This is a genomic window from Phocaeicola plebeius (genome assembly GCF_003437535.1).
Lineage (GTDB): Bacteria > Bacteroidota > Bacteroidia > Bacteroidales > Bacteroidaceae > Phocaeicola > Phocaeicola plebeius_A.
The window spans coordinates 52,516-76,021 of record NZ_QSQT01000016.1 but is presented as its reverse complement, the minus strand read 5'-3'; the positions used below and the strand labels follow the sequence as shown (position 1 = coordinate 76,021).

General features: G+C 46.4%; 19 protein-coding genes and 1 pseudogene. 6 read left to right on the top strand and 14 right to left on the bottom strand.

Annotated elements, in window-relative coordinates; all coding sequences use genetic code 11:
• Positions 1–4 precede the first annotated feature (4 nt).
• Both DXD04_RS09705 and DXD04_RS09700 read right to left on the bottom strand, forming a co-directional pair.
• Complete coding sequence (locus DXD04_RS09705) at positions 5–3,196, bottom strand: efflux RND transporter permease subunit (protein WP_117672951.1); 3,192 nt, start codon at positions 3,194–3,196, stop codon at positions 5–7.
• A 9-nt stretch (positions 3,197–3,205) separates the two neighbouring features.
• The gene (locus tag DXD04_RS09700) at positions 3,206–4,315 is read right to left on the bottom strand and encodes an efflux RND transporter periplasmic adaptor subunit (RefSeq protein ID WP_117672993.1); all 1,110 of its coding nucleotides are present in this window, start codon (positions 4,313–4,315) and stop codon (positions 3,206–3,208) included.
• Between the two features lie 191 nt (positions 4,316–4,506).
• Here DXD04_RS09700 and DXD04_RS09695 point away from each other — a divergent pair, with 191 nt between their 5' ends.
• The 4 genes from DXD04_RS09695 to DXD04_RS09680 all read left to right on the top strand — a co-directional run bounded on the left by DXD04_RS09695 (position 4,507) and on the right by DXD04_RS09680 (position 12,161).
• Positions 4,507–5,415, top strand: coding sequence for a helix-turn-helix domain-containing protein (locus DXD04_RS09695; protein ID WP_117672949.1), 909 nt, complete (start codon positions 4,507–4,509; stop codon positions 5,413–5,415).
• 297 nt (positions 5,416–5,712) lie between these two features.
• Entirely contained in the window at positions 5,713–7,566 is a 1,854-nt protein-coding gene (locus DXD04_RS09690; RefSeq protein WP_117672947.1) for a hypothetical protein, read from the top strand.
• Positions 7,567–7,599: 33 nt separating this feature from the next.
• On the top strand, positions 7,600–9,810 hold the full coding sequence (locus DXD04_RS09685; RefSeq protein ID WP_181977476.1) for a hypothetical protein: 2,211 nt from the start codon (positions 7,600–7,602) through the stop codon (positions 9,808–9,810).
• A gap of 41 nt (positions 9,811–9,851) precedes the next feature.
• Positions 9,852–12,161 (top strand): hypothetical protein, encoded by a 2,310-nt coding sequence (locus DXD04_RS09680; protein WP_117672943.1) that lies wholly within the window; start codon positions 9,852–9,854, stop codon positions 12,159–12,161.
• 153 nt (positions 12,162–12,314) lie between these two features.
• Here the strand turns inward: DXD04_RS09680 and cbiB are convergent, their stop codons facing one another.
• The 12 genes and pseudogenes from cbiB to nusB form a co-directional block, all read right to left on the bottom strand.
• Complete coding sequence (gene cbiB, locus DXD04_RS09675) at positions 12,315–13,256, bottom strand: adenosylcobinamide-phosphate synthase CbiB (RefSeq protein WP_117672941.1); 942 nt, start codon at positions 13,254–13,256, stop codon at positions 12,315–12,317.
• A complete protein-coding gene (locus DXD04_RS09670) occupies positions 13,238–14,251 on the bottom strand; it encodes a threonine-phosphate decarboxylase (RefSeq protein WP_117672939.1) in 1,014 nt (337 codons plus the stop codon). Before DXD04_RS09670 ends, cbiB begins: the two co-directional genes overlap by 19 nt.
• Positions 14,244–15,752, bottom strand: coding sequence for a cobyric acid synthase (locus DXD04_RS09665; protein ID WP_409034801.1), 1,509 nt, complete (start codon positions 15,750–15,752; stop codon positions 14,244–14,246). The genes DXD04_RS09670 and DXD04_RS09665 overlap by 8 nt, the downstream gene beginning before the upstream one ends.
• Positions 15,753–16,262 (bottom strand): annotated as a pseudogene (gene cobC, locus DXD04_RS17115) (alpha-ribazole phosphatase); the annotation flags it as partial. It lies immediately after the preceding gene.
• Between the two features lie 19 nt (positions 16,263–16,281).
• Positions 16,282–17,028 carry an adenosylcobinamide-GDP ribazoletransferase gene (locus DXD04_RS09660; protein ID WP_117672935.1) on the bottom strand — a complete coding sequence of 249 codons (747 nt, stop codon included), beginning with the start codon at positions 17,026–17,028 and terminating at the stop codon, positions 16,282–16,284.
• 4 nt (positions 17,029–17,032) lie between these two features.
• Positions 17,033–18,073 (bottom strand): nicotinate-nucleotide--dimethylbenzimidazole phosphoribosyltransferase, encoded by a 1,041-nt coding sequence (cobT, locus tag DXD04_RS09655; RefSeq protein ID WP_117672933.1) that lies wholly within the window; start codon positions 18,071–18,073, stop codon positions 17,033–17,035.
• 3 nt (positions 18,074–18,076) lie between these two features.
• Positions 18,077–18,586 carry a bifunctional adenosylcobinamide kinase/adenosylcobinamide-phosphate guanylyltransferase gene (gene cobU, locus DXD04_RS09650; RefSeq protein WP_117672931.1) on the bottom strand — a complete coding sequence of 170 codons (510 nt, stop codon included), beginning with the start codon at positions 18,584–18,586 and terminating at the stop codon, positions 18,077–18,079.
• Between the two features lie 151 nt (positions 18,587–18,737).
• The gene (locus DXD04_RS09645) at positions 18,738–19,151 is read right to left on the bottom strand and encodes a DUF5606 family protein (protein WP_022053238.1); all 414 of its coding nucleotides are present in this window, start codon (positions 19,149–19,151) and stop codon (positions 18,738–18,740) included.
• Between the two features lie 65 nt (positions 19,152–19,216).
• Complete coding sequence (gene coaE, locus DXD04_RS09640; protein ID WP_117672929.1) at positions 19,217–19,822, bottom strand: dephospho-CoA kinase; 606 nt, start codon at positions 19,820–19,822, stop codon at positions 19,217–19,219.
• Positions 19,819–20,853 (bottom strand): CdaR family protein, encoded by a 1,035-nt coding sequence (locus DXD04_RS09635; protein ID WP_117672991.1) that lies wholly within the window; start codon positions 20,851–20,853, stop codon positions 19,819–19,821. The genes coaE and DXD04_RS09635 overlap by 4 nt, the downstream gene beginning before the upstream one ends.
• 12 nt (positions 20,854–20,865) lie before the next feature.
• The gene (gene yajC / locus DXD04_RS09630) at positions 20,866–21,174 is read right to left on the bottom strand and encodes a preprotein translocase subunit YajC (protein WP_117672927.1); all 309 of its coding nucleotides are present in this window, start codon (positions 21,172–21,174) and stop codon (positions 20,866–20,868) included.
• A gap of 40 nt (positions 21,175–21,214) precedes the next feature.
• Positions 21,215–22,141, bottom strand: coding sequence for a transcription antitermination factor NusB (nusB, locus tag DXD04_RS09625; protein ID WP_007563617.1), 927 nt, complete (start codon positions 22,139–22,141; stop codon positions 21,215–21,217).
• A 180-nt stretch (positions 22,142–22,321) separates the two neighbouring features.
• Here nusB and DXD04_RS09620 point away from each other — a divergent pair, with 180 nt between their 5' ends.
• Together DXD04_RS09620 and DXD04_RS09615 are read left to right on the top strand one after the other, a co-directional pair.
• The gene (locus tag DXD04_RS09620) at positions 22,322–22,696 is read left to right on the top strand and encodes a PUR family DNA/RNA-binding protein (protein ID WP_022053234.1); all 375 of its coding nucleotides are present in this window, start codon (positions 22,322–22,324) and stop codon (positions 22,694–22,696) included.
• A 189-nt stretch (positions 22,697–22,885) separates the two neighbouring features.
• The gene (locus DXD04_RS09615; protein WP_117672925.1) at positions 22,886–23,482 is read left to right on the top strand and encodes a 50S ribosomal protein L25/general stress protein Ctc; all 597 of its coding nucleotides are present in this window, start codon (positions 22,886–22,888) and stop codon (positions 23,480–23,482) included.
• Positions 23,483–23,506: the final 24 nt, after the last annotated feature.

The following is a 23,506-nucleotide window of genomic DNA, read 5'->3' as shown; positions in this document are numbered from 1 at the left end:
TCATTTACTTTTCTGTGTTAAAGGCACTTTTCTCAATCAAGGTCTGTTCCTTCTCATATAGAATCTGCTGGTCGGGTTCCTTCTGCATAGGGCCACGCAATTTTTCCTGAAGGTATTCGAACACCACAAAGAAAACCGGAACCACAAAGAGCAGGGCCAACGTACCAATCAGCATACCTCCTACTACACCCGTGGCCAATGAACTGTTTCCGTTCGCTCCGGCACCGGATGAGAACATCAACGGAAGCATACCAAAAATCATACACAAGACGGTCATGATAATAGGGCGGAAACGGGCCTGAGCTGCCGAATAAGCAGAAGAGATAATACCCATACCCTTACGACGGCGTTCAATGGCATATTCTGTAATCAAGATGGCTGTTTTAGCCAGCAAACCAATCAACATGATGGCACCAGTCTGAAGATAGATGTTGTTCTCCAACCCTGCCACACGGGCAAACAGGAAGCTTCCCATCAATCCGAAAGGAACGGACAGAATTACTGCCAGCGGCACCAGGAAACTTTCATACAAGCAGGAAAGAATCAGGTAAATCAATACCACACAGAGGGTATAGATGAACACGGTCTGTGCTCCTCCGCTGCTGGCTTCCTCACGTGCCATACCTCCATATTCATAACCGTAGCCAGAAGGAAGTACCTGTGCTGCAACCTCCTTAATGGCTTTCTGAACTTCACCGGTAGAATATCCCTCGGCCACGTTCACATTCACATCAATCGTATTATACAAGTTGAAACGTTTGGCAATTTCCGGACCTAAGACAGAACGCAGTGTCACAAACTGGCTGACCGGTGCCATCTCCGTTCCATTACGCACAAACATGTTGTCCAGCGCATGCTGATTCAAACGGGCATCGGGTGAAGCCTGAATCATGACACGGTATACCTTTCCATACTTATTGTAATTAGATACGTACGAACCTCCACAATAGGCTCCCACCACATCGAGCACATCACTCGGACTGATTCCGGCACGCTTGCATTTAGCTGCATCTACATCCACCGCAATCTGAGGGAAGTTCATGGCGTATGAACTATAGGCCATTGCCACTTCCGGACGTTCGTTAAGGGTCATAATAAATTTTTGTACGGACTCATAGAACGGCTGCATGTCGCCTCCCGTTTTATCCTCCATATAAAGTTCCACCGCATTACCGGTACCGTATCCCGGAATCATGGCAGGCTGGAAACAGAATACCTGCGCCTCCTTTATCTCGCTGAACTGAGCATTCAAGCGCTTCATGACAGCTTCCACCGAATGTTCCTTACCTTTTCGTTCATCCCAGTGATACAAGCGGATGATGACTGTACCATATGACGTACCCTGCCCGGAAATCAATCCGTATCCCGTAATACGCGAATAATGCTCTATCTCTGGAGTAGCTTTCAATATATCCTGCACCTTGTCCATCACCTTATTAGTTTCAGCCAAAGAGTTACCAGGTGAGGTACTGATATTAATCATCATGGTTCCCTGGTCTTCCTGAGGCACCAGTCCGGTCTTGGTAGTCGACATCAGATATACCAGCAATACAGTGGCAACACCCAGTGAAGCCCATACAGTCCACCGATGATGGAAGAAGAACATCAGTCCTTTCTTATATTTGCCCAGCATCGTATTAAATGACACGGTGTAAGCCGCACGGATACGACCGCTGAAGCTCTTGATACTTTTCTCCGTGTCAGAAGCTTTCATCATCATGGCGCATAAAGCCGGACAGAGCGTCAAGGCATTAATACAGGAGAGTCCTACAGCCACCGCCATCGTAATACCAAACTGAGTGTAGAATACCCCAGAAGTTCCTCCCATGAAAGTCACCGGAATAAATACAGCCATGAAGACAAAGGTACACGACACAACGGCCATCGTCACATCACTCATGGCATCCTTTGTGGCAAGATAAGACGAGCGATACCCCACATCAAATTTAGCTTGTACGGCTTCCACTACAATAATCGCATCATCCACCACGGTACCGATGGCCAGCACAAGGGCAAACAAGGTCAGGATATTGATACTGAATCCGGCCACCGACAGGAAGGCAAACGTACCAATCAGTGACACAATGATGGAAATGGAAGGAATCAAGGTACTCTTGAAGTCATGCAAGAAGAAGTAAACCACCAACACTACCAGGATAATAGCTATCACCAGGGTTTCAACCACATTGTCGATAGAAGCAAAAAGGAAGTCGTTCACACTCATCATCTGAATAAACTCCGTTCCCTCCGGAAGATCTTTTGAAATATCATCCAGCAAGTCGGAGATTTCCTGGTTTACAGCCGTAGCATTGGCACCAGCCACCTGGAAGACCATGAAAGTAACTCCCGGAACTCCATCTGCTTCGCCATGGAAACTATAGGATTCACGTCCCAGTTCTACCTCCGCAATATCTTTTACCCGAAGCACGGACCCGTCTTTCTGCGAACGTATGACCATGTTTTCAAATTCTTCTACGCTCTTCAGACGACCTTTGTACTTCATGGTGTACTGAAACACATTGTCCGAACTTTCACCCAATGAGCCCGTAGGTGCTTCCGTATTCTGCTCACCCAATACGGCTGTCACATCAGAAGGAACCAGTCCGTATTGTGCCATTTTGTCGGGTTTCATCCAGATACGCATACTGTAAGTATCTCCCATCAGCTGCACGTCGCCTACGCCCTGAATACGTTTTACCTGGGGAATCACATTGATGTCAAGGTAATTGGCCAGGAAGGTTTCATCATAACGCCTGTCGGGGCTGATAAGACTGTTAATCTGAAGGAAGCTGTTCTGGCGTTTCATGGTGCTGACGCCAATAGCGGTTACTTCGGAAGGCAGCAGACCTTGTGCGGCAGACACACGGTTCTGCACATTCACCGCTGCCATATCCGGGTCGGTACCCTGCTTGAAATATACCAGGATTTCGGCTGTACCCGCATTGGTAGCCGTAGAGGTAATGTATATCATGTTTTCTACCCCGTTGATACTTTCTTCCAGCGGCATGATGACACTGTTCATCACCGCATCGGCATTGGCACCAGTATAAGTGGCTTCCACGCGTACGGTAGGCGGAGCAATGTCAGGATATTGTTCCATGGGAAGTGTATAAAGTGATATAAATCCCACTATCAGAATCAGAACCGATATGGAGAGGGCCATCACCGGCCGCTTAATGAATATATTTCCTTTCATAATCGTCTGTTATTTTACTTGCGTTCCTTCACGAATCATTCCGGCTCCGTCGGCCACAATCTCATCTCCAGCTTTCAGTCCATCCAGCACAATGTATTCTTTCCCATCGTTGACCGGAGCTACTTTTATTAAAGTAGATACCGCTTTTCCGTCTACCACCTTATAAGCCAGAATCTTATCCTGCAACTGTACGGTAGCTCCCTGCGGAATCACAATACATTTCTTATAGACACTTGGAATCAGCACGTTACCCGATGCCCCACTGTGCAGCAAACGGGAAGCATTCGGAAATACCGCACGTACACCTACCGTACCCGTCTCCTTGTCAATCACGCCACTGACAGATTCTATCTTTCCCTTTTCTTCGTACACAGAGCCATCGTTCAACTGAAGCTGAATGGCCGGCATATTTTCTACTGCCTTATCAATCGTACCGTATTGACGTGCCAAAGCCAAAAGCTGATTTTCAGTCATCGAGAAATAGACATACATGGTGTCATTATCTGACACAGTGGTCAGCGGTTGCGACATATTGGAACTGACCAGTGCTCCTACCCGGTAAGGCAACATGCCAATCACCCCGTTGCTGGGGCTTTTTACTTCCGTATAAGAAAGGTTATTCCGCGCATTTACCTCCTGTGCCTTAGCCTGTGCCAGCTGTGCCTTGGCAGTCAGATACTCATTCTCAGTTGTCTGCAAGTTAAAGCTGGAGACTACCTTCTTGGCGTACAGTTCCTTTGTACTTTTATACGTAAGTTCAGCTGTAGCCAGACTGGCTTTCGCTACTTCCACATTGGCAACTGCCGTTTCCAAAGCCGCCTTATAAGGAACCTGGTCAATCACAAACAAGACTTCTCCCTGTCGTACGACATCTCCTTCGGATACATTCAACTTTTCAATATATCCTGACACTTGCGGATAAATGTCAATGTCCTGCATACCTTCAATAGAGGCAGAATACGAAGTCATGATTTCCTTATCCGTATCTGCTGTAAGCGTTACAAGATTATAGCCTTTCTGAGTGTTTTCTTTGGTTTCCGTCTTACAGGAAGTTATCCCCATCGCACAGCTAACTAGCAACATCAGCCATACGTTTAATTTTCCAATCTTTTTCGTCATATTCGTTTCTTTTTTTGTTCGCGCAAAAGTAGCAAGCAAGGGAAAAAGGAAGGCAACCGATTTTCGCACAGAGATGTTCAATTTTCTCCACCCTTCCGTCAAAATCATGAAATATGGAAAATAAGACATTCTTGAGAGAAAATAAGACATAGCACCTTGACCAAAAATCTTCATCTTTGCAAAAAAGAATTATGGAAGAGATTATTAGACATATTCACATAGAAATGCTTCAGGCACATTGCGATGCCCAAAGCCATATTGACGATTACATGTTTCTGACCGAACGCCTGGAGAATGTGTTCCCGGAAAACCGGAATGTCAAACTGGAAGTTTTTCTGATGCTCTATTGTGAGGAAGGAGAAGTAAAATTGGAACTGAACAACGTGGCCCGACACTTACAGGCCAACGACCTGCTGATTAGCCTGCCCAATACTATTATAGGTCAGGTAATGGCCAGTCCCAACCATAAGGTAAAAGTATTCTGTTTCTCCAACCGCTTTATCCAACGGCTGACCCAGACTCAGAAATATAGCTGGAAGTCGATATGTTACATACAGGAAAACCCCATCAAGCATTTTGGAGAAAACCGGAATGAAACGTTTCACCAGTACCTGAAACTGATAGAGGACAAGATACAGACTCCACCCGACAAATACCAGAAAGAGATTCTGCTGCACATTGCTTCAGCATTTTATGGCGAGATGGTGGCCGAAACCACCCGCAAGTCTATTGAAAAAGAAAAGCAAGGATATCACACTCCTGTCAAACAACCCGACTTCATCTTCAAGCAATTCATGGAAGCGCTGACAGCCGACAACGGTAAACACCGTACATTGACTTATTATGCCGACTTATTCTGTTACTCGCCGAAGTATCTGTCGCGCATCGTCAAGCAAATCAGCGGGAAAAATGCATTGACATTGATTCATGAGAATGCCATTGAACATATCATTCCGGAGCTGAGACATTCCAACAAAAGTATTAAGGAAATTTCTGTGGATTTTGAATTCCCCAATGTGTCGTTTTTTGCACAATATGTAAAAAAATACTTAGGAATGACACCTACGGAATATCGCAACAGCAGTCAAGAGAAAAAATAGCAAAACAAATATATATCAACCCAAAAGCAACAGCAAATCCACGCTGTTGCTTTTTTATTTTCATACGTTATCCTTTTTATAATCAAACAAATACGTACCCTTATTCTCAAAAATTAAAGCATCAAGAAAAAATTGCCTGAACAAAAACGGAAATATTACGTTTAAAAGCATGAATAGGCAAAAACATTAACGAGATAAACAAACTAAACTATAAAACGACTAATTAGTTATTTTTTCGACGGAAAAAGTTATAGGGTTGGTTTAATAGATTGTAATCAACGAGAAAACAACAACAAAATGAGAAAACTTACTTTTATTGCATTTTTATGCACTTTGCTATTGGTTTCTTGTAACCAGGAAGAACAATTAGACACATCGTCTACTACAAACAAATCCGGGATTTTATTCAAATTACAAAAGGATGGATATGAGGGAAGTACTTCACGTATCTCTGGAAAGGAAACCTCTCCATACGATGAGTTGCACTATTTCATTGTGGATGAAAACGGTGAAAAGGTCAAAAATATCAAGAGCTATTATGAAGCCTCTACGTCCACAATTTATACCGAAGGACTGCACAAAGGAAATTACCGTCTGCTGGTTTTAGGAATCCAGGGCGATGCCACCAAAGATAAAGCCACCGTTCATACTCCTGAGCGTATACAAGATGAGTGGCTGGCATTTCCGGAAGATTTGCAGAAACCACTGGAGGCTGAATATTTCTATTCGCAAACTCCTTTCTCAGTCATAGAGGTACAGACTGCCGACGGAATACAGGAAACGGCTTCAATTACAGATGAAATAACCCAAAAACGGATTGTAAGCCGGGTTGATTTCGATTTCACCTACCATAATCCTTACGTACGCAATGCGGTAACAGATAAAAGTCTGTCATTCGGTGATGTACGGTTTTATACCACTCTTTCGGGCAGCGGAGAATTGAGCGGTGAAAGCAACGGCACCCTCGACCCGATTTCCTTGAATGAGCAGACTTCCTACCTCTTCATGCCGCTGTGTGGAAATGCGCACCTCAACGGTGAAATCACAATTTCCACCCGCAACTACCGCAAGGAGGAAAGGCGTCAGGTGTATGGATTCGAGCATCAATCACTAAGCAGCAATCACATTCATCACATAGAATCGGTAGTGACTCATCCGGATGACAAGGATATAGTGATGTTCATCACACCTGCGGCATACAATGCAGGCGGACATAAAGCCATCCTGCAGGACGATGAAACAAAAGAAGTGTACACCAATCCGTCACTCCGGAAGTTCAATACTTCACAACCGCTTCAGGTGTCGGTTACCGAAGAAGGAAAACTGCACGCACGTTTTTACTCTCCCCGTAATCTGAGTAACGTACTGATAAAAATGCAGTTGCCGCAAGTAAGCAATGAGTATTTCGACCTGGCCTATTTTGATTCAATTCCGGCATTCTGCGATTTTTATGAAGAGATTCCATTGATAGAACGTTCAGTAATGTGCCGCACGGAATCAGGAAAAGTGATTGAAATAAGCAAGAAAACGGCTGCCGAACTTTCGAATGCTGTACTGAAAATAGAATCGGATGACCCGTTTTGGGCCAAGCTGCAGGATATCAAGCATGGATGGAATATTTACTGGGGCCTGTATGGCGGAGATCCGGAAAGAGAAGACGGTGGTCCGGTAGGTAACTGGATGGGAATACGCCCGGTGCATTGCCGTGAGTCGGTAGCCCTCTTCCTGAACTTCACCTATATGATTGACATGCCGGAACACGAACAGATTCTGCGTGATAATGCCGACCAGCTGTACGATGACAACAAACAGCCCGTAAAGGTGGAAGCGGTATTGCAACAGATGCGGATGGCCAAGACCCTTCAGGTGGGATTGGTCTACCCAGGAAACGGAGTCATTGGTTTAGGAGGTGGAAGTACCTTTGGATGTTACCAGCAAGGATGGTTTGAACACTACTTTAATACCTACTCGTGCAGCATCATGTTCCATGAGCTGGGACACGTAATGGGATACGGACACAACAGTTCGTTTACTTATGGACCATGGGCAGAAAAATTGATGAACAATTTTTATGTCAACAACATCCAGGATATGCCTATCAACTCCAAAAACTATTTGAACAGTGCCCAAAACCCTCACCGATACAAATAAACAAACGAAATTAAATCTGATGAAAAAATGAATATGAAATATATACTTACGCTGGCAAGCGCAGGCTTGTTTTTACTAAGTGGCTGTCTGCAGGAAGATTTTCAGCAGTCACCCGACTCAGGCGGAATTTTAACCGTCAACTTTTCCAGAACTGGAATGACAAATGAAACAGACACAAACACTGATGAGCAAATACATACACTCAATGCCTACCGCTTTGAAAACGGAATACTGAAGGAATCATTCAAATCCTTACAAGTAAACGATGAAGGAATGTGCAAGCTTGACCTTGAGCAGATAAAGGGAAACATCTATTTTCTGGCCAATGGTGAAAGCGTGATTTCAAAGGCTAATCTGACAGACGATGTCACAACTCTGGACGAGTTTCTGAACTTGACCGCCACTTCAGAAGAAATGGCATCAGAATATATGTTAATGAACGGAATGGCCGATTTGAGTTCAGGTAACACCTCTTTCTCTGTAGCTTTAAAGCGTGCGGTAGCCCGTATCGACCTGGAGTCTTCATTTCAAGATGCAGAAGTAAACCGCATCGTAATAAAAGAAGTAGCTCTGACAGGTTTAGTACATGAAGCCGGTAACCAAAGCGTACTGACGGACCTGGAAAAAAACGAGTTGACAAAAGACTTCGGAGAGCATCCGTTTAAAAACGGAAAGGAATCTCTTTACTACCTTCCGGAACAAACATCCAACGGTCATGAGGTGGAAATTATGATGACCGCCAATGGAGGATGGCATAGGTTAAGAACTACCCTGCCGGCGTTGAAACGTAACACGGTGTACACGCTGAGAGTGTATGGAAACGGTGCAAACCTGAACGTGGAAGTACTGACGGATAACTGGGAAAGCGGTGACTCATCCGCATCAGGTCTTACACTCAAAGGACTGGTCGATAAAGAGAATTCACAACTGTCAGAAGGAGTAACCATCAACGAGCGTGGTGACACCGTATTCGTTCCTTGCTGGGAAAGTAATTTCCAGCTGACTTTGGCAGCCGAAACAGGAGCCGAAGTCAGCATCTTTGGAGGAGCTGAAGGAGTCACAGTCACTCCAGCCACTCGCTCCAGAGAACTTTCTCCCGTTGCACAGATTAATGTCGCCAGCAGACAGAAAATGCCGGGCAGCAAACATGAATACGTATATCTGGATGTTCACAAAGACCAGGTACAAACCGGTAGAGTGGTACTGGTATTCACGCCTAATCCGATAGAATTGAGCGGACTTATCCAGTTTGACGAAAATGGAGAATGTGACTTCAACCGATACGTGGACGGAGAACTGGCCCGCCTGATTTTGCCGGAAGGAAAAACCGCCACACTGAGATTCGGAGAAGAAGAAGCACAATGGATGAAACTCACTGATGAAGGTAACAATACCTATCGTCTGTTAGGAGGATGGAAACCCAATGACCCGAAAGCAGACGGAAGAGAGCAGGCCGGCGAATTAATCATTACAGATAAAGACGGCAGCCATCCGGAGACTTATACCATCCGACGCCTCAACTGGGGATTGCCGGTAGTTAATGTCAACGGTACATGGTGGTGCAAGTACAACCTGAGAGGTAACGTGAAGAATTTCAACGATCAGATTCTGATTAATTCAGACCCTGCCAAAGACAGCAGTCTGGCAGACTACCTGACTTCCTGCTCTGACGATGAATTCCTGCACATTCTGGGCGACCAGTATCAGGCCGGAAATCCTGAAGGGTTACAACTTACTCATGATGACTCTTCATTCTATTACGAAGGATACAAAAGCCAGACGAACAACTTCGGGACTCTGTCTCCTACCGTCATGGCACCCGACGGTTACCAGATTCCGGACTTCGATGACTACCGTTTCTTTACAGGAAGCACGAATTTCAATCTGGGTTACTTCAACCCCGGTGCCTTCAACAATGGTTTAGGCCAGCGCCTCAACTTTAAGGTCGTAGAACGTAATGCGACTTTCCAGGGATTGCAGTACGGTCCGGTTACCTTCTATGATTTTGAATACGAAGGCAGCCACTGGACAATCTGCGGCTTAGGTCACCAATGGGATGCAACCAGCATATCAAAGATGATGATTTTGCTGGCGACCTATGGAAATGGAGGAAGCACCTGGATGATAGAAGGTTATTCAAACAGTGAAGGCAGAGGAAACTGGTTCAAGTATACAGGCAACAATGCACAGAAAACCCGTACTATCCGATGCATCAAGACACCGGTGGAATACATCTACGAGTAAAAAAACAACAATATCTAAACAGACAAATAAACCAGTATAATATGTACATCAAAAAATACATACAGTTTTTCGGCATACTTTCTGCCCTATTATTTACAACAGCCTGTGGAGGAGAAGATATCCCCAGCGGAGGAGAAGGAGGAGGTACAGGAGACGGAGGAAGCAGCACACCAGTCCGAACTATCACTACTCACATCAATGAGTTCCAGGTGGAAGGAGAAAACTCCTCTCTTCCCGGTGAAGGTGAGATAAAAGAGCTGCAGGCCTGCCTGTTCGAAGACGGTGCGATGACGGAAATCTATACCCAGTTCACTCAGAAAGACGGCCAGTATATGTTTCAGACAGACAAACAGACAGGTCATCTCTACATATTGGCCAACATTGCCGACCAGATCAATGTGCAGGAACTGAAAGCACAAGGCATCACCGAAGATGAATGGCAACAGATTACGTTTGCACATGCTGAAGACTACATACATGCACCGGAATTTTTCTCTGGCATGATTGACTTAGGACAGACTGCTGAGAATGCGCTCCACCTCCACCTGGAAAGAGGTATCGCCCGTTTTGACCTTTCCATCCGGACCACCAGCTCCATCAAGGTGAAAAAGGTCGTGCTCAAGAACATGACGCACCACACTTTCCTGTTTCCGCAAAATCCGGTCACCATACCGACTGATGCGGGTGTAAAAGACCGTTCGATTGAGTTTCCACAATGGCTGGAAACGAATACCCAAGGCATCGCCTACGTGTACGAGCAGTCTGGAGAAGATTTAAAGGCGAGCATGGAAATCGTGAAGAATGGGAAAGAGACTACTTTGGAATCTACCCTTCCATCTACTTTGAAACGAAACGTAGTGTACACATTAGAGATTACTACGGATTCTGCTACGGGAGAAGCCAAACTGAACATCGTTGAATGGAAAAACGGAGGCGACCATACCCTTTCTTCCGGCATGGGCAACTTAAAAGTAGATACCCAGACGTCTATTCTTCCTGAGAATGTGGTGATAAATGAGGAAAAGACACAGGTAACCCTTCCTCATACAGCTACAGAGATGACATTGGCCATCGACTGTGATGATGAACTGGAACTCATTCCAGGGAATATGCCGATAAAGATTGAATCACTGGGAGGTACTCGTCCGGAAACGATAGGAAAGAACCTGTTCCGTATTCAGAAAGAACAATGGAGACCTGGCGTTGCAGGCCAAGAACTGAAGCTCAGATTCCACCGGAAAGGACTGCTTCACAATTATGAGGAAGACGCTCTGACATTAGTCTTATCTGAAAACCCAATTAAACTGGAAGGGCTCATCCACTTCCATGACGGCTATGAATTTGACTTCGGACGCTACATTGACAATGAATTGGGACTCATCACTCTGCCGGAGTCTAAAAAACTGACGGTGGAATACGAAAGTGGTGAAGGTCACTGGATTAAGCTGGATGAGCAGGATGAAACACCCAACTCATTCCGCATCATAGGAGGCTGGAAACCCAATGACCCAACGGCCAACGGACGCAAGCAGAAAGCTACACTGGTAATCTGCAATACCGACGGTACGGACAGAGAAGAATACACGGTCGTACGCCGCAACTGGGGACTCCCTGTTACCTACCTCAACGGTGTATGGTGGTGCAAATACAATGCCATGGGAGATTCAAAGAATTTCAGCGACCAGATACTTTCTTCTAACGACCCGGCTGCCAAGGCAGGAAAGACGCTTTTTGATTACCTGCGCGACTGTACTCCTGAAGAGTTCTTCAAACTATGGAAGTGGCAGTATCAGGGAAAAACCACGCAGGGTATGGAAGTGATTGACGACGGTGGAGTGGCTAAACTGAAAGGATACGGTCCATCCAGCGCTCATATCAACAGACTGGATGCCACCGCCATGGCACCCGACGGCTACGAACTTCCTTCCATGGAGAATTTTGAAAGAGTCTTAAACTCAACCAGTGGAACCATCTGGCTGATGTGGGACGGAAGCCATACCACGGCATGGAACGGAGGCTCAAACATTCAGCGTCGCCAAAGAAGAAGAAACGATGTTACCGTAGGAAGCGTAGCGCTGTCTGACCTGATTTACATTCAGATGTACAATAATGCAGAACAGCAATACGAACCACTCGTATGGTACGGTCCCGGAGCACAATGGGATGACAGTGGCATCAAACATGGACACTACAATGCCATGTTATGGGCTACCCACTCGCCCAGCAACGGACAAGGATGGTTTTATAACGGAACAATGGCAGGGCTTTATCCCAACAAGAACGGTGCAGGATCAAACGACACCCGACTTCTTCGCTTTAAGAAATCGGACGTAGAATACATCTATGAATAACAACCCTCAAAACGTCTTTGCGTTTCAAAGTAAACGCAAGGACGTTTTACTTAAAACGCAAGTGCGTTTGGACCAAAACTCTTTTACGTTTTAGTTCAAACGCACTTGCGTTTTTTTATACTCATTGAAGTCCTTAAGGAGAATTTCAATAAATCATTGAATTACAACAAAATACATCCCTATCATAAGCAATATCATCAACAGTTCAGCCCCACGGTTGACACGGATGGCCACACGCATATCCCGACTATCCAACGGACGAGGATTATCTCCGATAAAAGGCTTGTAAACTGTCTCGCCAAAATAATCGTGCGGACCGCCAAAACGGCAGTTCAGGATTCCGGCCAGTGCCGCTTCCGGATAACCGGAATTGGGACTGGCATGCATCCGCCCGTAATGTGCCACGAACTTCAGCAACGACCAGCGACCGGAAACCAGCACCATCAGCAGAGCAGTCAGTCGGGCAGGAAGGTAATTGGCCACGTCGTCCATGCGGGCCGCCCAGCAGCCAAAATCTTTATAACGGGCATTACGGTAGCCAATCATAGAGTCGAGAGTATTGACCATCTTATACGCCAGCATCCCCGGCACCCCCAACAGAAAATACCAGAAAAGCGGAGCGATGACACCGTCACTCAAATTCTCGGCCAAAGTCTCAAGGGCAGCCGTACGCACCTCCTGGTCAGTCAAGGAAGAAGTATCTCTTCCCACGATGCGGGCCACCTGTTTTCTCCCGGCTTCCAGCGAAGTATCCGCCGCTTCAAACACCATCCGAACCTCATCTATCAGGGTTTTCCCGGCCAGACAATAGAATACGGCCACTACCGAAAGTGCTATCTTTACCCAGGGATGCAGCAGAGCTGCCGCTTCCAGCAGCCCCTTGCTCACCAGAAAGGTTAGCACAACCAGCCCTATTGCGGTCCACGCTCCGTTCCGTCTGCGGTGAGCTCCCTGATTTCCTCTGCGCTCACACCGCGAAATCAGTTTTCCGAATCCTACCACCGGATGGGGCAACCACAGCGGGTCACCTAAAATCTTGTCAAGCAGAAAGCCTCCTGCCAGGGGAATCAATCCCATTACGAGTTCTGTATCCATTCGTGTATGCCTTCAATTAATAGATTGTTTTCTTCTTCCGTCTGTATGGCGATACGGAAATAACGCGCATCCAGTCCTTCGAAATTGGATGCGTCGCGAATCAGCAGTCCGTGCCGGGTAGCCAAGAATTCTTTCAGTTGTGCCGCAGTACCCTGCCGAAGCCGCGCCAAGAAATAATGCGTATCCGTAGGCAGTACCTCTACCCCACCCAATGCTTCCAGCGCATCGGTCACCCGTTTCCGCTCAGCCAGCAAAGCCTGTATGTCCATGCGATATTCCTCCGGATGCTGTAGCAAATAATGTCCAGTTTCTACGGCCAAGGCATTGACCGACCAGGGCATACGGCAGGCACGTATCCGGGAAAGAAGTTCCCGGCTGCCCGTCACCGCTCCCAGACGTAGCCCCGGCACCGCATAGCATTTGGTCATGGAATGCAGGAGCAATACGTTAGGCAGCTTCACCGTCTCGGCTACGGACAGCACCTCTTTCTCCGTAAACAGCGCATACGACTGGTCGATGACAAACAACTTTCGGGGATATGTGGCTATCAGGCGGCGAAGCGTAGCGGCATCCCATGTCTGTCCCGTGGGGTTGTTCGGATTACACAGCCAGAAAATCCCTTCGTCGTCTGTCAGTTTCTCCAAGCTGGAAATGCCTTCCACTCGATGTTCGTGCAAACGACAGGCATCTGCATACTCACTAAAGGTCGGTATCCATACAGCAGAATGACTCCCGCGAAAAGCCTGAGCAATGAGGTAAATAGCCTCTGTGGCTCCGTTCGTCACACAGACTTCCTCCGGACTGACACCATGCAACTGACCCAGCTCGGCAGCCAGCGCATAGGGTTCCGGTTCTGGATAGGAACGGATGCACGACAGGCATCCGGACAGGTAGCGGTTCAACCCGTCATGGTTCACCCGGTGGTACACATTCGAACTGAAATTGGCACGAATGGCCGTATAGCGATAGGCGTCGTCTCCGTGTCCGTTAATCATTTTGAGTCAGTATTTGGTAAAGCAGCGGCATGTTCAGGTGCTTCCGCACATGGTCGGCCAGCTTGTTGTACTGTTCTTCCTTGAAAGCGGCATAATCCAGCTGAGGTTGCTCCAACTTTTCGGCATACGGATCCAGCAGCCATTCTATCACTTCTGGATTATCCAGTATACCGTGAATATAGGAACCGGCACATTTCCGGTTCACCACACAGCCATCCGTTTCTCCATTCTCCAGACGTACTAACGGAGTCAAAGTCTCTCCTTCTACTGCCGAAGTACGCCCCATGTGGATTTCGTATCCTGTGCAGTTCGGCTCTTCGGAAGACAAGAAAGCAAAACGTACCTGACGTGTCACCTTCTCTCCTTCGATAACCGTCTCTGTCGGCAGAAGTCCCAGTCCGGGCATCTGGCTGATGCTTCCTTCCACTCCGTCGGGGTCGGCAATACGCTGACCCATCATCTGGTATCCGCCACAAATTCCTATCACGGTAGCACCGTTGCGGCGTGCCTGAAGAATAGCTTGTGCCACTCCGTTACGACGCAGCTCATACAAATCGTCGATGGTGCTCTTGCTGCCGGGCAGCAGAATAATGTCGGCCTTCATCAGGTCGTCCACGTTGTTCGTATAGTATAAGTTTACCCGTTCGTCATGCTCCAGCATATTGAAATCAGTGAAATTCGAGAGATGACGGAGCAGCACCACCGCCACATTGACCTTCCCCTGCACCGCTTTCCGCTGTTTCAAGGAAAGCTCCACCGAATCTTCTTCCTCAATGTAGATGTCGTGGTAATACGGTATCACCCCTAACACCGGAATGCCGCAGATTTCTTCCATCATCTTCACACCCGACTCAAACAAGCGAAGGTCGCCACGAAACTTATTGACAATGATTCCCTTGATGCGCTTGCGGTCTTCCGGCGTCTGCAAGGCCACCGAACCGTAGGCACTGGCAAACACGCCTCCCCGGTCGATGTCGGCCACTAAAATCACATCCGCATGGGCATGACGCGCCATGGGCAGATTTACCAAATCCGTATCCTTCAGGTTGATTTCCGAGATGCTGCCCGCTCCTTCCATCACTACCGGATTGTAACGGGCTGCCAGGCGATCGAATGCCTGGTTCACTTCCCTGCGCAACTCATCCCGTCCCTCTGTCCGGAAATAGGCATACGCACTTCGGTTGCCTATAGGCTTGCCGTTCAGTACCACTTGTGAGGTATGGTCGGAAGTCGGTTTCAGCAGCAAAGGATTCATGTCGGTGTGACAGGGTACTCCTGCAGCCTCAGCCTGCACCGCCTGTGCCCGACCGATTTCCAATCCTTCAGGAGTGGCATACGAGTTGAGCGCCATGTTCTGTGCCTTGAAAGGCGCCGGATGATATCCGTCCTGCAAAAAGATACGGCATAGCGCCGCAGCCAGCACACTCTTACCTACATCACTTCCCGTTCCGGCCAGCATGAGCGGATGCAAACGCGGAAGCGGCAGGTCGATTTCCACCATCCCTCCGTAAGGAGGCAAGGCTTTCATGGCATCTTCCAGTTTCACCTTACCGGCATAGACCTGTGCAGCTACCAGCACACCTCCATGGGCAAACACCAGTGCCGGACCTGAAGTACGGTCCAGGTGGTCAAAGAAGTCGGACACACGGGCCAGCACGTCCATGAACGACTCGCCGCCGGTAGTCCGTACCCGCAGGTAATCGTCATACCATTCCTGGATGCGCGGGTCGGTTATTTCCTCGAAACGCTGCATCTCCCACTCACCCATGTTCATCTCTTTCAGCCGCTCGTCACGTTCCGCTTCGGGAAAGCCGCAATAGGCCGCCAAGCGTGTACAGCGGGACAAAGGACTGGTATAGATACGTGAAAAATGCATTCCCGTATCCTGAAGGGCCTTTTTACATGCCTCTGCTTCTTCCTGAAACGAAGCACGCAGCGGCACATCGGTCTGCCCGTAGCACGTCCCGGGTGCCACATCCACCGAAGTATGTCGAACTAAATATACTTTCATTTTCTTATGTCTAACCGTATTAAAAATTATATGCCATCACTACTGCTCCCATCCAGCACGCCAGCTCACACAGGAGGAAAAGTGCACCACAACAGTCACCGGTATATCCTCCTAAACGTCGCTTGAGCAGCCAGCCCAATCCAATGAAAAGTACACATGGAAAGCACAGCATCCCCCAATAAGAAAGAGGCAAAAGCAGTAAAGGCAACAATCCGCCTGCAATATTGGCTATCCACTCCGAAAGGCTCATGCGGGTATAGACCACCTTGGCCTTACTTTCTTCTTCTTTTCGGGCGTACGGAAGAAACAGGAGCATGAAGCTACATACGAACTTGCAGAAAGAGTCGGCCACGCACAGCACCCAGGGAATGACGGACACAGGCAAGGATACCAATAACGAGAACGAGAGCAAGTAATACAATATCAGCCCCAGCACACCGTAGCTCCCGATATGGGAATCTTTCATGATACGGAGAATGCCTTCCCGGTCGCGTCCGCCCCCAAATCCGTCGAAGAAATCAGCCAGACCGTCTTCATGCAAAGCCCCCGTCAGGAAAAGACGGGCACACAAGGCCAACAGTACCGCTACCGGCAGAGGAAACCAGGTGGAGAAAACCCAGAAAGACAGGGCCATCACTCCTCCCGTGAGCCATCCGCAAAGGCTCCAGTAGCTCACCACGTGCCGGAAACATTCGGACGGCACGGTACAAATCCGCCAGAAAGGCAGACGGGTGAAAAACATCAGGGCAGCCAGTAAATTATTCATGAGGTCAGAAGTATTTGGTAATGGAAGCATGGGCAAAGGTATCCATCTCATTCAGCATCCGCACAGCTGAATCAAGGATAGGAAAAGCACAGACGGAGCCGCTTCCCTCACCCAGACGCAATGACAGATTCAACAACGGACGGGCGTGCAGGTAGTCCAGCAACAGCTTGTGTCCGCTTTCATCTCCCTGATGTCCGAACACGGCATACGAAAGTACGTCGGGACACAAACGCGAAGCAGCCAGTATGCAGTTGGTCATGATAAAGCCGTCCACAAGAATGACCATGCGCAGCTCTGCCGCACGCAACATGCCACCTACTGCCATCATCATCTCAAGTCCTCCGAAACGACACAGGATTTCTTCCACCGTATGCTCGCCCGAGAAATGTTGAAGAGCCTGCTGAAGCACCCGGAACTTATGGGTCATGGCTTCTCCATACAGTCCGCTGCCGGCTCCCACGCATTGTTCCAGCGGAATACCTGTCAGGCAACTCATCCACAAGGAAGAAGCGGAGGTGTTTCCTACTCCCATTTCGCCGAAACTCACCACGTTACAACCTGCGGCATGAATACGGTCTACGCATTGCGCTCCACGCTCCAGACACAGATTCATTTCCTCGGGTGTCATGGCATCTTCGTGAAGGAAATTACGTGTGCCGCGACGGACTTTCATATCAATGATGCCTTTTTCGTAGGGCAAGTCGTAATCCACACCTGCATCGATAATTTCCAGGCGGAATCCATGCTGACGGCACAAAAAGTTGATACCGGCTCCTCCGTGCAGGAAATTACTGATTTGCTGCCAGGTAATCTCCTTCGGCGAAGCACTGACCTTTTCTTCCACAATACCATGATCAGCTGCAAAAAGCAAGTTATAAGGATTGTTCAACGAAGGCGACAAGGTCTGCTGAATCATACAAACCTGCAGGGCCAATTCCTCCAGACGCCCCAGAGAACCTTTCGGTTTCGTCAGGTTATCAATCTTTTCACGGGCTGCCTGCTCCAGTTCCGAACAGGCAATAGGTGCTATAGTAAACTTACGCATGATTTATCCTTTCACTTTAACCGGAATACCGGAAACCATCAGTACGACCTGATCGGCTTTCGAAGCAATATACTGGTTCATCCATCCTTGCAAATCGGTGAAACGACGCTGTACCTCATTGGGGGAAACGCCTCCCATACCTATCTCGTTCGTGACGAAAATAAAGGTCGCATCCTGAGCGGTAAAACGGTCGAATTCCTGCTTCAAGGCTTCTAAAGCAAGTGACACTTCCGGCTGTTCCACAAAGTAGTTCGTACACCAGAGCGTCACGCAGTCAATGACAGCCACCCGTCCCGTAATGTCATGACGGCTCAGTTCCTTTTCTTCTTCGATGTTCGTCCACTCCGGACCCCGGTTTTGCTGGTGACGTTCTACCCGGCGACGAAATTCCTCGTCCCATATCTTTGCCGTAGCCATATACACCGGCGATGTAGACAACTCATGAGCCAGACGTTCTGCATAACTGCTTTTTCCAGAGCGCTCGCCGCCCGTAATCAGTATTATCTTCTTCATAATCTTCTGCTGTGGTTTTCAGCTTCCGTTAGTATATAAATAAAAACTGTCTCAAGGCAAATGTGCACTCCGTAGCCGGAACGATGCATCCGTTTACCTTGAGACAGTTTCCTGTTCCAAATTGTACATCAAGCTGTACGACTCTTCTGCTTTATTCGGCTGCTTTTTCTGTTTCTACGAAATCAGTTTCTCCGTTTGACACCAGCAAGTTGTACCACTGAATCAATTTCTTAATGTCACTGGTATGTACACGGTCACGGTCGTAGTTAGGCAATACCTCAGCCATAAATGCGTGCAATTCTTCTGCAGAAGCTTTCTTGTAATCCAAAGAAGTCACGTTACCGTTTTCTTTCTTCTTTACAGATTCCAGCACTTCGCCCAAAGCTACTTCTTCTGCATCAGTATACATGGCAATATCGCCCAGTGAGATTACCTTGTCACTGGCATAGACCGGAACTCTTTTCTTATCTGCACTGACTGTTTCCACAATCAGCATATTCTTTGCCTGAGAAATCAGTTTGTACAAACCTGGTTTTCCAGAAATCGCTAAAATAGTCTTCAACATATTATCTCTAATGATTAATTTAATTACGAGTGACAAAAATACAACGCACGAATGACATACACAAACTATCGGCCCGTTTTTCTGTGAGCAAGCCACTCTTCCAACGCCGCAATCTGCGTATCCAACTGTAATTTTTCGTCGTTGAAAATGACATAGTCTGCCCGACGCTTCTTTTCTTCGTCATCCATCTGTGCAGAAATACGTGCCCTTATCTGTGCTTCCGTAGCGGCATCCCGCTGCATAGCCCGCGTTATACGCAACTCCAAGGGAGCATACACCATCACGACATAGTCCACGGCTGTGTGAAAGCCCGACTCAAACAGGATGGCGCTCTCCATAGCTACCACCTCCGTTCCGGATGCGGCCTGACGGTCTGCCCACTGTTGGAAGTCTTCATACACACAAGGATGGATGATGCGGTTAACGCGTCCAGCATTCTCTGTCGAGGCAAACAAGTAATTTGCCAGCACGGGCTTGTTCAATGAGCCGTCTGCCTTATACACGTCCTCTCCTAACAAAACCAGTAACCCCTCACGTATTCGTGGATGAGAAAGCGTCAGTTTCTTGGCTTCCGTATCCGTATCGTATACAGGAATGCCTGCTTCTTCCAGCAAATGCGACACATAGGATTTACCACTCCCGATACCTCCTGTGATTCCAATCTTGATCATTCTGATTCTTTTTCTTTAGAGGGTTCGCTTACGGTCTGCTGTTCAATCAAGTAATCTACAGAGGAAGGAGTCACACGCACGTGACTTACTACATCCGGATAGCGTTTTACGGTAAGAGGCAGTTTTTCTGATTTATTCGCCACCACATCAGCGTAAGAAACACCGACCAGAAAATCTTTCTCCGTCACAGACTTAAAGTTCTTCAGTCCCACCTGCACAGTTATCTGCACCTTCGACGGGAAAGTCCGCAAAACCTTTCCTTTCGGGAAACCGATTCCCACCACTGGCACTTCCAGCGTCTTCTCTGAATACATATCCACACAAGCCACCACATCTACGGATGATGGCACAAACTTCACTCCATGAAGCTTTTGCAGGTTGATATGTTTCTTCAGCGTATCCGTTACGTTAGTCCAATGGAAGGGCTGTGTGTACGCTGTCAGAATGGTATTCAGCACACCCTGAGGGGCATAGACAACTACAGAATCAGGTATTACCCGAATATCCGACACATAATATTGTCTGCCAGCCGATACTTCTCCACCCACTGCTACCGGCACTTTCTTGGGTATTCCCCTTGAATAGATATAATCCAGTGTGTCCGGACGTACGGCAAGCAGTTGCGTAGAGTTATTCAGCTGGGCACTGATTTTTTTCAATATCTCAGTCTGAGGAATGCGGACATAAGAACCTTTATCCTGATAATCCTCAAAGTTAAAAGTCAGCGGAAAGAAAGTACGTCCCAGCATGTAGTTCAGCAGTACCGTACCTCTGTCTTCTACCTTCACCCGAATCTCATCAGGCAGTTCAGACGTCATGACCACCTCTTTCGGCACATTCTTCAGTCTGACCGGAATCTTAAACTCGGTCTGATACGTGTCGTTCATGGTCTGCAAGAACCAGAAACAAAGCGACACGAACACGAAAAACAGAAAAATCAGAAACTCTCTGCTCTTGGCACTGAGCAGAAAGTTCCTGATTTTTCGTACAAGTATCAAGTAATATCTCTTTATGTTCTTTCGATCGAACATAGTCATTCATATTTATTTCGCAGGCTGAGCCTGTGCATCTGCATAAATTGAGTTCTTATCTACCTTGATTTTTACACCGGCAGCAACTTCAACTACAACAGTATTATCTTCTACTTCCTTGATTTTTCCATAAATTCCACCCGCAGTTACTACAGACTGTCCTACTTCCAAATTCTTGCGGAACTTGGCAATTTCTTTCTGCTTCTTGTTCTGGGGACGAATCATAAAAAAGTACATAATGGCAAAAATAGCCACCATCATAATAAGGAAAGAGTAATCTGCTCCTCCCTGTGCCTGCAATACTACAGCTAACAAATTCATACGTTTTTCGGTTTAGATTAATAATAGCTGGACAAATATATTAGTTTTTGGTCAGCTTGTTTTCCTTTTTCAATTGATTAACAATACCGTCCAAAGTACCATTGATGAAACCGCCACTCTTCGGAGTGCTATACAGCTTGGCAATTTCCACGTATTCATTCAACGATACATTTACCGGAATGTTAGGGAAACTCAGAATCTCAGCCAATGCAATCTGCATGATGATGACATCCATCACAGCTACTCGGCTCAAATCCCAGTTCTTTGAATTCTCACTGATTAAATGACGGTAATAATCTGCATTCAGGATAGAACGACGGAACAAGCGGCGAGCAAAGTCCTGATCTTCTTCATCCTTAAATTCAGGAAGAAGTTCCTGCTTTTCACCGTTCTCAGGATTGAAGCGCTTGATAGTCTTCAACACAAAAGTATCCACGATTTCCTTATCGTCATTCCAATACAAACTCTGGTCTTCCAGAACTTCATCAAGAGCTGTATTGTTGAAAATAATTTTCTTGTACAGTTTTCTCCACAATTCACGATCCTCTTCGTATGAAGAAGTTTCGCTGGCCATATACTCCTTATATATATCACTCTGCATGATTTGTTCACACAGGTTTTTAATGAAATCGCCTTCATTTTCCCAGGTTTTCTTCTGAGAAGAAGCAAAAGCATTCAACTGTTTGTTGATTTCCAACTGCGCAATGAAGCGATTTTCTACAAATTTCATGTTGGGAGACAAATCTTCTTTGGTAGGAACCAACTTGTTTTTTGCTGCATCCAACCGCTTGTTGGCATACTTGGTTACCTCTACCATCAAAAGCAAAAGATAGTTGTACAGATCATACGCTTTAGATAAACTGAAGAACAACTCCTTTTCTGCAGTATCCAAATTTTTACCTCCGTTCTGATAATACGCATAAATTATCTGAACTATCTTCAGACGAATAAGAACTCTGTTAATCATAATATATAAACAAACTATATTTTTAGGTGGGCAAAAGTAAGCATTTTTCCTTTATTACACACCATAAAGCATTATATTTTTTCTTTTTTTTCAGAGATTCGACATTTTTCCTCATTCTCTTTTGGCACATTGCAAAAAAATATTCAAATTTGAACGCATTTTTATTAGTAACAGTGAGTTATGGAAGAACTGAAGAAGAAAAGTACGACTATTGAAAACGACAAAGAAATCGTTTTCTCCAAAGCTATCAAAGCTGGAAAACGAATTTACTACTTGGATGTAAAGAAAAACCGGAAAGAGGAAATGTTCATTGCTATCACAGAAAGCAAGAAAGTAGTGTCTCTTGACAAAGATGATCCTCAGGTTAATTTTGAAAAACACAAGATTTTCCTGTACAAGGAAGATTTTGAGAAGTTTATGAACGGTTTGCAGCAAGCTATCGATTTTATCGGACACGAACAGGGTACCACAAGTGAAGCACATTATCAGCCTGCTACAGCTACAGAAGAAATGCCTTCACAATCTGAAGAAATAAAAATTGACATCGATTTTTAAGATAAAGCGCAAAAGTACTGATTCCAACTTGAATTACAGGAATTTATTCCATGAACATTTGGAAGGTAAAAAGAAAATGCATACCTTTGCGCCGCTTTTTCAAGCTCATCGTGTGATATACCACATCGTGTGATGGCGAATTAAGCAAACAATCAACTTAATTTAGAGTAACACAAAAAATTAAAAACAATGAAATCAATTGAAATCAAAGGTTCTTTGAGAACTGAAACTGGTAAGAAAGCCACTCGTGAACTTCGTAAAGACAATGGTATTCCTTGCGTATTGTACGGAACTCAGAAAGATGAAAACGGCAATCAGGTTGCTACTCACTTTACAGTTCCTACTGAAGGCTTGCGTAACTTGGTATACACACCGCACATCTACGTTGTAGACCTGAACATTGATGGCAAGATTGTAAATGCTATCATGAAAGATATCCAGTTCCACCCTGTAACAGACAAAATTCTGCACGTTGACTTCTATCAGATCGATGAAAGCAAACCTATCGTAATGGAAGTTCCTGTGAAGTTGGAAGGTTTGGCAGAAGGTGTGAAAGCCGGTGGTAAATTGGCTCTGCAGATTCGTAAGTTGAAAGTGAAAGCTTTGTACAATGTAATTCCTGAACGTCTGGTTGTAGACGTAACTCCGCTGGGATTGGGTAAAACTATCAAAGTGGGTGAACTGAAATACGAAGGTCTGGAACTGCTGAACGCAAAAGAAGCTGTGGTTTGTGCAGTTAAATTGACTCGTGCTGCTCGTGGTGCTCAGGCTGCTGCTGGTAAATAATTTCAGTAACCTAAAACTACAAAA

Excerpts from the sequence above, each read along its gene's own strand:
- DXD04_RS09670 (WP_117672939.1), bottom strand. The coding sequence starts at position 14,251 with ATGATTAACGGACACGGAGACGACGCCTATCGCTATACGGCCATTCGT.
- cobU (WP_117672931.1), bottom strand. The coding sequence starts at position 18,586 with ATGAAGAAGATAATACTGATTACGGGCGGCGAGCGCTCTGGAAAAAGC.
- DXD04_RS09685 (WP_181977476.1), top strand. The coding sequence starts at position 7,600 with ATGAAATATATACTTACGCTGGCAAGCGCAGGCTTGTTTTTACTAAGT.
- DXD04_RS09645 (WP_022053238.1), bottom strand. The coding sequence starts at position 19,151 with ATGTTGAAGACTATTTTAGCGATTTCTGGAAAACCAGGTTTGTACAAA.
- DXD04_RS09620 (WP_022053234.1), top strand. The coding sequence starts at position 22,322 with ATGGAAGAACTGAAGAAGAAAAGTACGACTATTGAAAACGACAAAGAA.
- nusB (WP_007563617.1), bottom strand. The coding sequence starts at position 22,141 with ATGATTAACAGAGTTCTTATTCGTCTGAAGATAGTTCAGATAATTTAT.
- DXD04_RS09705 (WP_117672951.1), bottom strand. The coding sequence starts at position 3,196 with ATGAAAGGAAATATATTCATTAAGCGGCCGGTGATGGCCCTCTCCATA.
- cbiB (WP_117672941.1), bottom strand. The coding sequence starts at position 13,256 with ATGGATACAGAACTCGTAATGGGATTGATTCCCCTGGCAGGAGGCTTT.
- DXD04_RS09690 (WP_117672947.1), top strand. The coding sequence starts at position 5,713 with ATGAGAAAACTTACTTTTATTGCATTTTTATGCACTTTGCTATTGGTT.
- cobT (WP_117672933.1), bottom strand. The coding sequence starts at position 18,073 with ATGCGTAAGTTTACTATAGCACCTATTGCCTGTTCGGAACTGGAGCAG.
- DXD04_RS09700 (WP_117672993.1), bottom strand. The coding sequence starts at position 4,315 with ATGACGAAAAAGATTGGAAAATTAAACGTATGGCTGATGTTGCTAGTT.
- DXD04_RS09665 (WP_409034801.1), bottom strand. The coding sequence starts at position 15,752 with ATGGTGGAAATCGACCTGCCGCTTCCGCGTTTGCATCCGCTCATGCTG.
- DXD04_RS09635 (WP_117672991.1), bottom strand. The coding sequence starts at position 20,853 with ATGTTCGATCGAAAGAACATAAAGAGATATTACTTGATACTTGTACGA.
- DXD04_RS09615 (WP_117672925.1), top strand. The coding sequence starts at position 22,886 with ATGAAATCAATTGAAATCAAAGGTTCTTTGAGAACTGAAACTGGTAAG.
- DXD04_RS09680 (WP_117672943.1), top strand. The coding sequence starts at position 9,852 with ATGTACATCAAAAAATACATACAGTTTTTCGGCATACTTTCTGCCCTA.
- DXD04_RS09695 (WP_117672949.1), top strand. The coding sequence starts at position 4,507 with ATGGAAGAGATTATTAGACATATTCACATAGAAATGCTTCAGGCACAT.
- coaE (WP_117672929.1), bottom strand. The coding sequence starts at position 19,822 with ATGATCAAGATTGGAATCACAGGAGGTATCGGGAGTGGTAAATCCTAT.
- DXD04_RS09660 (WP_117672935.1), bottom strand. The coding sequence starts at position 17,028 with ATGAATAATTTACTGGCTGCCCTGATGTTTTTCACCCGTCTGCCTTTC.
- yajC (WP_117672927.1), bottom strand. The coding sequence starts at position 21,174 with ATGAATTTGTTAGCTGTAGTATTGCAGGCACAGGGAGGAGCAGATTAC.